The following is a 13,840-nucleotide window of genomic DNA, read 5'->3' on the forward strand; positions in this document are numbered from 1 at the left end:
GCAGGAACCATCAACGCATTAGCGCGTTCTAAATGAAAGGAAAATTATCTAAAAGAAGCAACTAAAGGAGAGCAAACAATGAACGGTAATTACATGCGATTCGGCGCAATGATCGGAACGTCAATGATCGTCATGTTCGGCTTGATGTACCTTAATACCTATGCTTGGCCCCATGTCCATTGGAGCGAGACGCGCTTCTATATGACCTTGATTATGGGTGCCGGCATGGCGGTGGTCATGCTCAGCTTTATGCTTGGAATGTATAAAAATCCGAAATTCAACATCGGCATCTACGCAGGAAGCTTTTTTATTTTTGTCCTGGCGCTCTGGCTCGTGCGTTCACAGACGACCGTTGGCGACCAATCCTATATGAAAGCCATGATCCCGCATCACTCCATCGCTATTCTAACAAGCGAAAGAGCGGGCATCGCGGATGTGCGGGTGCGCAAGCTCGCAGATGAAATCATCACGGCGCAACGTCGCGAAATCAAGGAAATGGAATGGCTGATTGACGATATCTCGGCGAACGGAAAAGCGGAGACGCAAACCGAAGCCCAAACAAGGCCGGTTCCGAAATTCGAAGGAAATCTAAATCCCGACAAACCCGCGGGCGAGAATTTGCGATAGAGATTCATGGGCGGACACGACAGCATCAGAAAGAGCCAATACAAACAATCTAGCCTGACCCTGGCCGCTACCGTGGCCATGGGCACGGGCGTCATGATCGGCGCCGGCATCTTCGCTCTCACCGGGCAAGTTGCCGAATATGCCGGTCCATGGTTTCCGGCTGCGTTTCTGATCGCCGCTATCATCAGCGCGTTCAGCGCCTACACCTACATCAAGATGTCAAACAAATATCCGTCCGCGGGCGGCATCGCGATGATCCTGCACAAAGCGTACGGACAATCGGCAGTCACTGGCGCTGGCGCACTATTGATGGCTTTTTCGATGATCATCAACGAAAGCCTCGTCGCACGAACCTTCGGAACCTACACGCTGCAACTTTTTGACGCCGGTGAACAGGAGTGGCTCGTTCCCGTACTCGCCGTGGGTTTGATCGCAAGCGCCTTTCTGGTCAACCTCGCCGGGAACAAATATATCGGCGCCGTCTCGAAGATTACTGCCATCCTGAAAGTTGGCGGCATTCTAGCCTTCGCGGCCGCCGCCTTGTGGGCATCCGGCTTTTCATTTGAAGCGGCGACTACGGAAAGTTCTGACTACTCTTTCACCGGATTCCTGGCCGGCGTCGCACTCGCCATACTTGCCTACAAGGGTTTCACTACGATCACGAACAGTGGCGATGAAGTCAAAAACCCGGAACGCAATGTCGGCCGGGCGATCATGATTTCACTCGGCATTTGCCTCGCTGTCTACATGGCGGTTGCTTTCGCCGTCGGTGCGTCATTGACGATTGAGGAACTGGTCAAAGCCAAGGATTACGCTCTCGCCGAGGCGGCGCGTCCGACGCTCGGGCAATTTGGCGTCCTATTCACAGTCGCCATCGCCATCATTGCGACGGCATCCGGTTTGCTGGCGAGCGTCTTCGCGGTGTCGCGCATGCTCGCCATGCTGACGGAAATGAATCTGATCCCGCACAGTCATTTCGGCATGCCCGGACGCATCCAGAAACACACGCTGGTCTACACAGTCGTGCTCGCCGCTTTCCTCGCCGTCTTTTTCGATCTGAGCCGGATCGCATCCCTCGGCGCTATCTTCTACCTCGTCATGGACATCGCCATTCACTGGGGCGTCTACCGGCATCTTCGACATGACGTCGGCGCAAAGGGCTGGATTCTCCTCAGCGCAATTGCGCTGGATGCGGTCGCACTCGGTGCATTCCTAGCGATCAAGTCTGCAGCCGATCCGATGATCGTCCTCATCGGAATCGCCGCAATCGTCGTCATTTTCGCATTCGAAAAGTTCTACTTGCGCGATCTCAGGGGCGAAAACGGCGTTGGCGAAGCCACCAACTGTCATGGCCATTGACTATACCCTATAGGGGTATTATGTATAAGCCCATCAACAGCCGAAGCGGACCTCGCGTCGGCTGACATCCGACAGCGCCACCGCATCTCTGACGCTGCCGACGAACAACGGAGGCAAACATGCGTATTGTTCCTGTCGGACACGCTCTGTCCATTTTTTTCGTCATCACATTCGCCCTGTGCATCGCATGGGGACTCGTCACGCCGCCCGCCATGCACATGCATGAAGCCTGGGAGATGATGATGCCAGGGTTTCACTGGCTTTCATTTCCGGCGTTCCTGATTGGCGTCATCTGGGCCTACGCCTATGGCTGGTACACAGCGATCGTCTTTGTGCCGCTCTTCAACTTTTTCAACAAGAAGGCCGTGAACTGATTATGGATAAACACGATCATCAGTGTTGCAAGACGTCCGGGGCGGTCGAAACTGCGCCTGGAAAATACGATAACATACCTAAAGAGTACACGGGCACGGTCTGGACCTGCCCGATGCACCCGCAGGTGCGCGAGACGTCGAACACCGGCTGCCCGATCTGCGGCATGGCGCTGGAGCCGGAGAGCATTTCTCCCGATACAGAAGAAGATACGTCAGAACTCGATTCCATGACGCGGCGCTTCTGGGTCGGCGCGGCTCTCAGCATCCCCCTCTTCATCTATGCGATGGGCGACCTCATTCCCGGTAAGCCATTTGAGGGATTGCTGCCCGGCGCCTGGCCGCAATGGATTCAATTCGCGCTGGCGACGCCAGTTGTTCTGTGGGGAGGATGGCCGTTTTTCGTGCGCGGCGTTCAGTCCGTCCGCACAATGAATCTCAACATGTTTACGCTGATCGCGCTCGGTGTCGGTGTCGCCTATCTGTTCAGCGTCGTCGCAACTGTCGCGCCCGGCCTATTCCCGGACGCATTCCGGGGCATGCAGGGACAAGTCGCCGTCTATTTTGAGGCGGCGGCGGTCATTACGACGCTCGTGCTGCTGGGACAGGTGCTGGAATTGCGCGCCCGCAGCCAGACGTCCGGCGCCATTCGCGCGCTTCTGGAGTTGGCGCCGCCCACGGCCCACCGCATCAACAATGACGGTTCGGAAGAAGAAATATCAATTGACCATTTGCGCGAAGGGGATCGCCTGCGCGTTCGTCCGGGCGAGAAGGTCCCGGTCGACGGGGAAATCATCGAGGGCAAAAGTTCTATCGATGAGTCCATGGTCACTGGCGAGCCTATTCCGGTTGAAAAGAATGTCGGCGACAAGGTCACTGGCGGCACGGTCAACGGAACCGGCGGCTTCATCATGAAGGCGACGCGGGTCGGCGAAGACACCATGCTGTCGCAGATTGTCAAAATGGTCGCCGCCGCACAACGCAGCCGCGCGCCGATCCAGCGGCTCGCCGATACCGTATCGGCGTGGTTTGTTCCGGCGGTCGTCATCATCGCCATCATCACCTTCATTGTCTGGAGCGCTTTCGGTCCGGAACCGGCTATGGCGTTCGCGATCGTTAACGCCGTCGCGGTTCTCATCATCGCCTGTCCGTGTGCGTTGGGTCTTGCCACGCCCATGTCCATCATGGTCGGCACCGGCAAGGGCGCGCAGAACGGTATCCTTATCAAGAACGCCGAAGCGCTGGAGACATTCGAGAAAGTTGACACCATCGTCGTCGATAAGACCGGCACACTGACGGAAGGCCATCCGAAACTGGTGCTCGTCGAACCGCAACCGCCATTTTCTGATACTGAACTCCTGACGCTCGCCGCCTCGGTCGAAAAGGGAAGCGAGCATCCGCTCGCGACCGCGATTGTTACAGGCGCAGAGGAGCGCGGGGCTGAAGTGAAGAATGCGACCGGGTTTGCTTCGGTCACTGGCGAAGGCGTCGAAGCTGAAGTCGACGGCCGCAAGGTGGCGCTCGGCAACGCGAAGATGATGAAACGCGTCGGCGCGCATGACGAAAAGCTCGTTGCGGTAGCTGAGGACCATCGACGTGAAGGTCAGACTGTCATGTTCATTTCTGTTGATGGCAAGCCAGCCGGCCTCATTGGCGTCGCCGACCCTATCAAGGAAACGACGCCGGAAGCCATCCGAGCACTTCACGCAGCCGGTGTTAAAGTCGTGATGCTCACCGGCGACAGCCACGCAACGGCGGAAGCGGTCGGCGCAAAGATCGGCATCGATGAAATCCATGCGGACGTGTCGCCTGAAGACAAGAATCGCATCGTGCGCGAACTGCAGGATGCGGGCGCGAAGGTCGCCATGGCCGGCGACGGCATTAACGACGCCCCCGCGCTCGCCCAGGCCGATGTCGGCATCGCCATGGGAACCGGAACTGACGTCGCCATGGAAAGCGCAGGCGTCACACTCGTCAAGGGCGATCTGCGCGGCGTCGCCAAGACGCGCCGTCTCAGCGAGGCGACGATGAACAATATCCGGCAGAATCTGTTCTTCGCCTTCGTCTATAACGCACTCGGCGTGCCGGTCGCAGCCGGCGTTCTATACCCGGTTTTCGGGTTACTTCTGAGCCCGATGATCGCGGCTGCGGCGATGAGCTTTTCGTCCGTGTCGGTCATTTTCAACGCATTGCGGTTACGGGGTTTGAAGCTGTGAGCAGCGCGACGAGGACCGGTCGAGCTGATGCGCACACGCCGCCGCTCGGCCATCGCGCGCTGACGCCGCTTTACGATCTCGCCATCGCGGCAATGACGCGGGAGAAGACGTGGCGATCAGCGGTGATTGAAGCCATCGATCCATCCCCCGGAGATCGCATTCTCGATATAGGGTCGGGCACAGGCAGCCTTGCCATTGCGCTTCATGCGGAATGCCCTAGGATTCGTTATATCGGCATTGATCCTGATGCCGAGGCCATTCGGCGAGCCCGCAAAAAGATCGCTCGAACGGAAGGCGACATACGTTTTCAGGAGGGATTTTTCTCTACAGACAAGGAATATTTCAGCGATCCGCCGAACAAGATCGTATCGAGCCTCGTTCTGCACCAAGTTCCGCTGGCCGAAAAGCGGCGGATTATTGCTCAGGCCAGAAAATCCCTTGCGCCAGGCGGTTCATTGTTCATTGCCGACTACGGACTTCAGCGAGGGGTCCAGCGTCTTTTGTTCCGGAGCACGGTTCAGGCCCTCGACGGCGTTAAAGACACCCAGCCGAACGCCGATGGAATCATCGCATTGCTCCTCAATGAGGCCAAATTTTCGAGCATTTCAGAGGAAAGACGTATAAAAACGCCGACCGGAACGATTACACTTTACCGCGCTGAACAGTAATCGCTTATGTTTCAATCATCGCGTCGCTCAAGCTGGCAGGCAACCTTTAGAGTCCTTGGCGTTATCGGCGCATTATGTTTCAGGGCCTTGAATAGTTGTCGCAAATGCGATCACGCCGATTGTGAGAAGGAAAAGCGCAAATTCGGCGGAAAGCGTAAGTCGCAATATCCTGCGGCCAAACTTCCCGTCCCTTTCTATCCGTTTCGTTACGGACATTTTGTTGAAGGCGCCTAATGCGAGCGCGATCGACGCGGCAGTTAATTTTGCAATGAGCAGACGCCCGTATGCAGAACCAATCAAGCCATCCCACCCGTCGGCCAGGCGCCAGGCGAGAACAAGGCCGGCGGCAAAGAGAGCGGGAATGGCGAATTGGGCGATACGGCTGAACGTCTCAAGTCGCCGCACAAGCTCTCTGTCATCGATGGCAACGGCAGGCCAAAGCGAAACCGGCGCGGCGAACCAGAATCCCGCTACAAGAACATGTAAGGCTGCGAGCCATGGCATGACGCCAGGCGATTCGAGCCCTTGCGTGTGGCCAGACAGCCCAAACCCCGCACTGAGGATTAAAGCCGCCGCCAGCATCGCCAGCCTTTGTCGAAGCAACGCGCCCAGAATAGCTGACAGGCAGCCGATAACGACGGCGTATGCCTGCATTTTGTAGATTCGCCAGATCCACGGAAAAGTTTCGGAATCGACAGCCGCAGCCGGCGTTCCGCCAAGTTTCGCATTGGCGAACAGCAGCCGCGCGGCGTAAAAGCCCAGGACCGCAAGCGCCAAAACGGTCGAAGCCGATACGCCTAGTGTTCGCTTCACGCCTGTCGCGCAGGCGATCAGCGCGCCGATGAACATTAACGCAGCAACGTAATATCCGAACTGAACAACAAAAGCGAACAAAGAAATCACGTCGGGCACGAGGTCACTACCTGACCGAGAATTCGATCTTGCCGTTCATGGCATGGCCGTCTTTCGCAAGGGCGCGCCAATGAAATACATAGGAACCAACGGCAAGCGACGGCAAGGGAATGATAAATGCTGACTGAAAGTCCTTCGGATCTGCATATTCGAGATCAATCGTCTCACCCGCCGCCGTTTCCAGGCGAATTTCCGCGAGACCGACGTCGCCGCTAAAGGAGATTTCAAGATTTTCCGGGAGGGGATTTTCAGGCGAAGCGTCGTAGACATGGCCCTGCTCTATGTTCGATGATTTAATCGCGACATGAGCCGACGCCGGCCCGGCCGCAAACGTCACGGCGGCCAATGCGCCGATCAAAAGCCTCTTCATATGCTCTCCTATCCTTTCATTTACGCTGGATCGAATTGGCTTCATTGCCGCGCCGCTCGCCAACCTCGCTCTCTGTGTCCTGTCTTATAAACATTCGACAAAATTTGCAGCCCTTGCACATATCTCAAAAGGAAATCGCCGCCCAACAGTGGTTTAGGGCGGCGGTCTTTCTCGGGGTTACCAGGGGGCCTAGAATTCGGCCGTGGCGCGCACGTACCAGAAGCCGCCATTAAAGCCCATCGGCGCGAACCGCGGATAAATGAGACCGCTGCCGATGTTCCCCGCGCGCGTATCATAGTCGGGGAAATTATCGAACACGTTCTGGGCGCCGGCCGCCAAGCGAACGTTGTCATTTACGTCGTAGCCGAGCTCAAAATCCACCAGCCATTCCGCACCGAAAGTTTGATCTTCGGCCGGCGAGCCGCCATAGTCGGTCCACTCGCCGTAGTAATTGCCGCGGATCAGTGCTGAGAATGGTCCGCTCCGCAGCGTCGCTTCAGCGAGCGCCCGGTAATGGGGCGTGAAATCCTCCAATTCGAGCGTTCGCTCACGATCAATGGCGGTCGCGTTGCGAACTGCTGTCACCTCGGTATCTGTATAGTTGAAGGTGCCGAGAAGATTCAATGTTGAATCTCCCACGAACGGCGTTTGATAAGTTGCAACGACATCGACGCCTTGCGTTCGAGTGTCGAAGGCATTGGTAAAGAACCGGACCGAGCTGAGCGACCCGCCGGTCGTTATGCCGGAAGCAATCAGCGCCGCCTGTTCGGCCGGGCCGATCGGAATGTCGCCCGACACGCTGATGCGGTCATTGAGTTTGATATTGAAGTAATCCGCGGTGATCCGCACGCCGCCTGGAATGTTGAGCACCAGGCCGCCAGCGAAGTTGAAGGATTCCTCAACCGTCAGCGGCTCGGCGCCGAAGAACACGGCCACCGGATTTGTCGGCGGAATCTGTCCGCTGATAAGCGTCGCTCCAGTCATCAGATCGATATTGGTCGAGGTCTGGGAAAGATTGGCCTGCCCCGGCGTCGGCGCCCGAAAGCCCGTATTCACCGAACCGCGGATGGCGACGCCTTCGAAAAGCTCCGCTCTACCCGACACCTTGTAATTAAAGGTGGTGCCGAAATCGCTAAAGTCTTCGAAACGGATCGCAACCCCGCCGGAAATGCGCTCCGTCAAATCCGCTTCAAGATCGAGATAGAGCGCATAGTTCCAGCGGCCGAAGTCTCCCACTTCGGTCGGATTAAAGCCCTGAAAGCCGCTCGATCCCACGGCGAGCGGGACGGTCATGCCTCCGTCAGGATCGGCAAAGGACGATGCGAACGGACCGACCTCCCAAGATGCCTGATCGCCAAGCGTGATCAGGTAATCCTCGCGGTGATACTCGGTGCCGGCCGCGACGTTCAGGGGCGAGGCCAAGGCGCCGACATCCATGAGATAGACGAAATCGAGATTGGCGGTCGTCTCGCGCTGCGTCAGCGTGCCGGGATCGAACTCTGTCGGCGACGTCGGGCCGAGCGATGGATTCACGGTCTGGCTGAGATGGTAATCGGCCTTGTTTTCGCCGTGATACAGGCTGGCGTCGAAACTCAAATTCTCGCTGAGTGCGCCGCGCACGCCGCCCGCCGCGCTCCAGTCCGTGGTGGTCGCTTCAAACTGCGGCGAAAACCCGCCTGGAAAGACGGAGGTGAAACTGAATCGCGGTCCGCCCGGCATAGTCGTCAAAGGCACGCTGGAGAATATTTCCGTGCGCGACACCGGATTACGATAAAAGAAGCTGGTGACGCCGTTGGTTCGGCTGTAGTTGCCGAAGAGATATGCTTCGAGATTGTTGTTGAGATCGATTCCGGCGTTGAAGAATGACCGGAACGCGCTGCCGTCGGGATTGCCCCAGCGCTGGCCAAGCCCGTTTTCCGGTACGTCCTCGATGTCGATCGTCCCGGCGGCGACGAGCGCGGCGACATCCGGCCGCTGGGCGCCGCGCGAGGTTTCTTCCGAATTTACATATTCAAGCGCGACATGAAAGAAACCTGAATCGGTCAGCGGCAATCCGATGTTGCTCTGAACGCTGATTTCTTCGCCGTCTCCCTGATAATATTGCCCGTACTGGGTGCTCAAGCGGAAAACGTCGCTGTCCTCCGCAAGCTGAATGTTAAGAACGCCGGCAATCGCGTCCGAACCGTATTGCGCCGAGGCGCCGTCGCGCAAGACTTCGAGCTGGCTAATGGCGTTCGACGGGATGGTCGCGAGATCAGGCCCTTGCGCGCCGAGGGTTTGCGGAAGACGGCTCGTGGCGATGAGCGCTGATCGATGACGGCGCTTGCCGTTGATCAACAAAAGCGTTTGATCGGGCGCAAGTCCTCGCAAAGTGAACGGACGCTGAAACACGTTGCCGTCATTGGTGACGTAGCGCTGGACGTTGAGTGAGACGACTTGCGTTCGCAGAATGTCCGTCAAATCGGCAGTGCCGCTTTTTTCGAGCGCGTCGCCGTCGATAACATCGATCGGGATCATCGAGTTCCCGACCGTGCGGTCGGCCCGCCTTGTGCCGGTGACGACAATCGTGTCCCCATCGGTCTCGACCGCGTCGCTGTCTTCCTGCGCGTAACCGACGCTCGTCGTTGCCTGAAAGCCAAGCAACATCGTCGTGCAAAGCGCAGTGCTTCCCAATATCCCGCGCAACTTTTCACTTTTCGTTTTCATTTTCGGCCCCTCCGCAATCGGTTCTGAGACGCCAAGCATGACGCCTTCCGCCCTCCCGGACATAATCAGATCGCCGCGAATAATTCCGCGGAATAACGCCTCAACAGCGCCATCGGGTCCATATTGACCCTACGCGACCCTATGCGGTCAAATCGAATTATTTCCGATACTTATTCTTTTATGTTATGACTTCTGTGAGCTACAATACGCCGCCGGCTAAAATGGGAGATCCATTTCCTCCGCTCACGCACCACTTATTTCCATCAACGTCGCCGCAAAAAACCTCATCATTATGACAATCTACAAGCTATTGAAAGCGGGCCACGACGCGCAGATTTTAAGCGCTGGCTTTACGGCGCGACGAACATGGTGAGATGTTTCGCTTGCCATAGAGGCGGCCATACGAAAACCTTGCGCAATGAGCTATCGATAAGAATATCCTGAAGATTGTTGTCTGTGATACGCGTCGTACGAATATGAATTGTATGGATTATATTAGAGAAACGGGGATTCGGATTTGACGAAATCGACGAATGCCGGCGCTAGCGTGCAAAAAACCGCAAAGGCCAATCATAAATTAAATTCCAATCTCATTGGAATTGAATGCCTGTGTTGCAAAACGCAGCATGAGCTTGCCGACTACTTCACAGGCTGCCCATTGTGTCTTTCAAAAGGCTATCCCTCAAGCGTTCGGCAAATATACAGCGCCGACGCATGGCAGGTGAATTCCCGGCACAGAGGAATGGCGAGATACGCTTCGTGCCTGCCTTATGCTGCTTATCCAACGCTGGGCGAAGGCGGGACGCCATTGCTCTCCGCGCCGGCACTCGCCAACGAGGTCGGAACTGGCGACATTCTTGTAAAAAGCGAGGGACAAAACCCTACAGGTTCACATAAGGACAGGATGAGCGCGCTCGCCGTCGCCCGCGCGTTGGATATTGGGGCTACAACGGTGATCGGCGCATCTTCCGGGAACGCCGGCGCGTCGATTGCGGCCTATGCGGCGCGGGTCAGTCTTCAATGCGTGATCGTTACGACGCCTGACATGAGCCCGATCTGGCGACGCGCGATTGCGGCGACCGGCGCCCGATTGATCGAGGCGAAAAATTCGCTTGACCGCTGGAAGTATGTCGAAGAGCGCGTCACGGAAGACAGCTGGTTTCCGGTCACTAACTACATTAACCCGCCAGTCGGCAGCAATCATTTTGGCGTAGACGGATTAAAGACGATTGCATTCGAACTATATGAGGAAACGGGTGCAAACGGCGTCGACGCAATTATCGTTCCGACCTCTCGCGCAGATCTCATTTGGGGCGTCTTCGAAGGTTTTCGGTTTCTGCGGGAAAGGAGCCTCATTCAACGGCTGCCCAGGCTTTACGCCGTTGAGCCGTTTCCGCGTATCGATCAAGTCTTCAATGGAAGCGACTATCGGCGGAATTTCGAGGGTCACACGCGGCAGGTTTCCATCGCTGGATCGACAGTGACATATCAGGCGATTGACGCCTTGAAGCAGTCGCAAGGCGGCGTTGTCGTTGTGAGCGATGGGTCGGCGGCTAGAGACCAGAGCACATTGGCGCAGCACGGATTTTACGTGGAGCTTTCTTCGGCCGCCAGCCTCAGCGGACTGAAACAACTGATCGATAAGGGCAAAATCCATGCTGACGAACGTGTCGTTTTGATAGCTTCGTCCAACGGTTACAAGGAATTCGAGCTTTAGCAAACTCCAGTTTCGAAATCAGGGTAAAGACGGTATCGTTTTCTGAGTCTTCCTTGGATCGCTGGAACTGTTCTTGATCACGAAACTGATGTTGCTACGGTTGCTTTGGTTGCGTAGCCCTGGTGAGAAAGCGATGGCGTCTGATGAAATAGAACGCGCTTCCGATGAGCGACAGAAAGACCGCCGCGCCCCACGCTTTTAACGAAGCATGCCCCACCAGCCAGACAGATAGCAGGAAGGCGAAAACCGGCACAATCAAACCGCCGGGAATTGCGAATTGTCGCGGATCCTTGTCCATTGTTTTTTCTATCCGCGGCAGTGACGCGATCGTCAACGCATAGGTGATGAAACGAACCAGCGTGCTGACAGTCGCCAGCCAGACAAATCCGCCGCTAACGCCGAGCAAAATCCCGAGGCCGCCGCAAAACAGGATGGAATTGCCCGGTGTCCCAAACTTCGGATGAACCGCGGCGAACCATTTGGGTATCGTTTCCTGCTTGCTCAGGGCGAAGGTCAGTCGCGGTCCCACGAGCATCGACGTAGCGCTGGAGCCCGCGATCGAAAAAACCGCCCCCAACGCCAGAATGGACGCTCCAATAGGGCCGATAAGTCGTTCGGCAACCTGAGCGAGCGGTGTTTTGGTTTCCGCGATAGACGGATCGACTGAAATCGAGACGACCTGGATTGCGATATAGAAGACCGAGACCAGCGCAACGGTCGTCACTAATGCAATGGGAATGTCGGCCTTCGGATTCTTTGACTCGCCGGCATTAATGACCGCCACTTCAAACCCGATAAACGCGTACATGAGGATCAGGATCGCCTCTCCAAGCGTTCTCATTTCGGGAACGCTCGCGCCCATGATGGCGTCCAGTTCCGTTGACGGCAGGCCGAACAGCACGAGAAGAAAAAGCGGCGCAAGCTTCAAGATCGTCAGGACATAGAGCAGGGTCAGACTGTTGCGTACGCCGATATAGTTGATCCAGGTGTAGAATGAAATCAGCATTGCGACTGCCATTGGCCGGATCAGGGGCGTATCAAGCGCCGGCAGGAACCAGCTTGCATAGCTCACGAGCAGGTTCGAGCTCGCCGCAAGCCCCGCGACGCGGCTGATATAAAGCAGCCATCCTGTCTGGAATCCGACAAACCGGCCGAAGGAATGGGTCGTGTAGACAATCGGCCCCCCGGTTTCCTTAAAAAAGCTCGCCGCTCTTGCAAACGACAAAGCGATTGTTGTGATCAGCAACGCGGCGATCAGAAAAACCCACGGACTGAAATACCCTGCTTGTTGCATCGCGACGGCAGGCAAGGCGAAAATCCCTGAGCCGATGATACCGTTCAAGGCGATGACGCCCGTTCCAACACGTCCGGTTGTTCGCGCAAGCTCAGTATTATCCGCCAAGTTGATACTCCATTGCTGTTCGTTTTCTTTTTCTTCAGGTCTTCGCAAAGCGGATTGTTACGATGTGACGGCGCGCATCCGCGCAAACGCCGCCTCAAGATCAGCGATCAGGTCCGCCGGGTCCTCAAGGCCTGCATGCACGCGGATAAGTTCACAGTCTTCATCGACGGCGCTCGCAACCCGGACAGGTTTCGGCCAGGCCGGCACCAGCAGGCTCTCATACCCTCCCCAGCTGGAGCCCAGACCGAAGAGCGACAAATGGTCGAAAAACGCCGACGCCGCATGATCGCTCATTCTAGCAAGCTCGACGCCGAACAGTCCCGACGCCCCGGCATAGTCGCGCCGCCAGACATCATAACCCGGATCGTCCTTGAGCGCCGGATAGCGTATTCTCGCCACTTCCGGCTGCCGCGCAAACCACTCGATCAGGCGGAGCGCGTTCTGCTGATGGCGCTCCATGCGCACATCCAGCGTCCGCAAACCGCGATGCGCGAGATAACAGTCGTCCGGGCTGGCGCTATTGCCCCAGCGTCCGGCCATATCCTTGATCTGCTCGAAATGCGATCGGCTTCGCACGCTGATCGACCCAAGCATGATGTCCGAGTGGCCGGAAATATACTTCGTGCCCGACTGGATCGATACGTCGACGCCATGATCGAGAGGACGATAGTACAGCGGCGTCGCCCATGTGTTGTCGATCAGTGTGACCGCTCCCGCCGCCCTCGCCGACTCCACCACGACAGGGATGTCGATCATCTCGAACAATTGCGAGCCAGGCGATTCAAGAAATACGGCGCGTGTATTGCGGCGAAATTCGGTTCGTATGTCATCACCGATTCTCGGATTAAAGTATGTGATCTCGACGCCGAACCGCTTCAGGATTGTCTCAAAAAATTTTCGCGTCGTGCCGTAAACGCAATCGGCGGCGAGAAGATGATCTCCGGCGCTCAAAAATGCAGCCGCCGCCAGCGCATTCGCCGCCGTGCCGGACGAGGTAATCAACGTATCGCTTGAATTCTCCAGTTTCGAAATTGCGTCCGCCAGCGCAAATGTGGTTTTGGTGCCATAAAGCCCGTAGATCACATCGTCGTAATATCCGTCATGTCGGCGCTTATAGGCCTCGACAGTAGGATAGAACACAGTCGAGGCGCGATAAACCGGCGGATTGAGCATGCCGGCTTGTTCTGATGGTCTCGGGCCGCCATGTGTTGCGATCGTCGCCTGTCTCAAAACTTCCTTTTTAGCGCTCTTTTGCGATTTTTTATCGTCTATTATGTCAGTATACGGGTTATTATCCGCCTTCACAGCATTCCCCTCTGGTTATGTTTTTTGGCCTGCCGCCTGTCGAATTTCGTTCTTCCGTTAAAATGTGCGCCTGGAGAATCCAATATTCAGCAAGCGAGACGCCTGAAACCGCCCGGCGTATCAGGCGCACCCAGCCCGCTCCCGGCGCAGACCGGGACTGCTCACTCTTATTCGTCTTCATAAACTC

At 56.6% G+C, this 13,840-nt stretch carries 11 protein-coding genes; 6 read left to right on the forward strand and 5 right to left on the reverse strand.

Annotated elements, in window-relative coordinates:
• Positions 1-78: 78 nt before the first annotated feature.
• The 5 genes from ACQK2Q_RS12340 (at position 79) to ACQK2Q_RS12360 (ending at position 5,241) form a co-directional block, all read left to right on the forward strand.
• Positions 79-627 carry a DUF305 domain-containing protein gene (locus tag ACQK2Q_RS12340; RefSeq protein WP_425410041.1) on the forward strand — a complete coding sequence of 183 codons (549 nt, stop codon included), beginning with the start codon at positions 79-81 and terminating at the stop codon, positions 625-627.
• Between the two features lie 6 nt (positions 628-633).
• Complete coding sequence (locus ACQK2Q_RS12345; protein WP_425410042.1) at positions 634-1,986, forward strand: APC family permease; 1,353 nt, start codon at positions 634-636, stop codon at positions 1,984-1,986.
• Positions 1,987-2,105: 119 nt separating this feature from the next.
• A complete protein-coding gene (locus ACQK2Q_RS12350; RefSeq protein WP_425410043.1) occupies positions 2,106-2,360 on the forward strand; it encodes a DUF5676 family membrane protein in 255 nt (84 codons plus the stop codon).
• A gap of 2 nt (positions 2,361-2,362) precedes the next feature.
• A complete protein-coding gene (locus tag ACQK2Q_RS12355; protein ID WP_425410044.1) occupies positions 2,363-4,573 on the forward strand; it encodes a copper-transporting P-type ATPase in 2,211 nt (736 codons plus the stop codon).
• Between the two features lie 92 nt (positions 4,574-4,665).
• Positions 4,666-5,241, forward strand: coding sequence for a class I SAM-dependent methyltransferase (locus ACQK2Q_RS12360; RefSeq protein WP_425411160.1), 576 nt, complete (start codon positions 4,666-4,668; stop codon positions 5,239-5,241).
• Positions 5,242-5,313: 72 nt separating this feature from the next.
• Here the strand turns inward: ACQK2Q_RS12360 and ACQK2Q_RS12365 are convergent, their stop codons facing one another.
• From ACQK2Q_RS12365 to ACQK2Q_RS12375, 3 genes are all read right to left on the reverse strand, one after another.
• Positions 5,314-6,153: a copper resistance D family protein gene (locus ACQK2Q_RS12365; RefSeq protein ID WP_425410045.1), complete on the reverse strand. Its 840-nt coding sequence runs from the start codon at positions 6,151-6,153 to the stop codon at positions 5,314-5,316.
• Positions 6,154-6,160: 7 nt separating this feature from the next.
• A complete protein-coding gene (locus ACQK2Q_RS12370; protein ID WP_425410046.1) occupies positions 6,161-6,523 on the reverse strand; it encodes a copper resistance CopC family protein in 363 nt (120 codons plus the stop codon).
• Positions 6,524-6,712: 189 nt separating this feature from the next.
• Complete coding sequence (locus ACQK2Q_RS12375; RefSeq protein WP_425410047.1) at positions 6,713-9,229, reverse strand: TonB-dependent receptor plug domain-containing protein; 2,517 nt, start codon at positions 9,227-9,229, stop codon at positions 6,713-6,715.
• Positions 9,230-9,971: 742 nt separating this feature from the next.
• Between ACQK2Q_RS12375 and ACQK2Q_RS12380 the strand changes: the two genes are divergently transcribed.
• Positions 9,972-10,946: a threonine synthase gene (locus ACQK2Q_RS12380; RefSeq protein WP_425410048.1), complete on the forward strand. Its 975-nt coding sequence runs from the start codon at positions 9,972-9,974 to the stop codon at positions 10,944-10,946.
• A gap of 94 nt (positions 10,947-11,040) precedes the next feature.
• Here the strand turns inward: ACQK2Q_RS12380 and ACQK2Q_RS12385 are convergent, their stop codons facing one another.
• Together ACQK2Q_RS12385 and metC are read right to left on the reverse strand one after the other, a co-directional pair.
• A complete protein-coding gene (locus tag ACQK2Q_RS12385) occupies positions 11,041-12,348 on the reverse strand; it encodes an APC family permease (RefSeq protein WP_425410049.1) in 1,308 nt (435 codons plus the stop codon).
• 57 nt (positions 12,349-12,405) lie between these two features.
• Positions 12,406-13,653 carry a cystathionine beta-lyase gene (gene metC, locus ACQK2Q_RS12390; protein ID WP_425410050.1) on the reverse strand — a complete coding sequence of 416 codons (1,248 nt, stop codon included), beginning with the start codon at positions 13,651-13,653 and terminating at the stop codon, positions 12,406-12,408.
• Positions 13,654-13,840: the final 187 nt, after the last annotated feature.

Origin of the sequence: Hyphococcus sp. (assembly GCF_965228385.1) — a bacterium.
GTDB lineage: Bacteria > Pseudomonadota > Alphaproteobacteria > Caulobacterales > Parvularculaceae > Hyphococcus.

Bases quoted from the DNA above. Each gene is read 5' to 3' on its own strand.
- ACQK2Q_RS12380 (WP_425410048.1), top strand. From the start codon at position 9,972: ATGGCGAGATACGCTTCGTGCCTGCCTTATGCTGCTTATCCAACGCTG.
- ACQK2Q_RS12360 (WP_425411160.1), top strand. From the start codon at position 4,666: ATGACGCGGGAGAAGACGTGGCGATCAGCGGTGATTGAAGCCATCGAT.
- ACQK2Q_RS12355 (WP_425410044.1), top strand. From the start codon at position 2,363: ATGGATAAACACGATCATCAGTGTTGCAAGACGTCCGGGGCGGTCGAA.
- ACQK2Q_RS12345 (WP_425410042.1), top strand. From the start codon at position 634: ATGGGCGGACACGACAGCATCAGAAAGAGCCAATACAAACAATCTAGC.
- ACQK2Q_RS12350 (WP_425410043.1), top strand. From the start codon at position 2,106: ATGCGTATTGTTCCTGTCGGACACGCTCTGTCCATTTTTTTCGTCATC.
- ACQK2Q_RS12375 (WP_425410047.1), bottom strand. From the start codon at position 9,229: ATGAAAACGAAAAGTGAAAAGTTGCGCGGGATATTGGGAAGCACTGCG.
- ACQK2Q_RS12340 (WP_425410041.1), top strand. From the start codon at position 79: ATGAACGGTAATTACATGCGATTCGGCGCAATGATCGGAACGTCAATG.
- ACQK2Q_RS12370 (WP_425410046.1), bottom strand. From the start codon at position 6,523: ATGAAGAGGCTTTTGATCGGCGCATTGGCCGCCGTGACGTTTGCGGCC.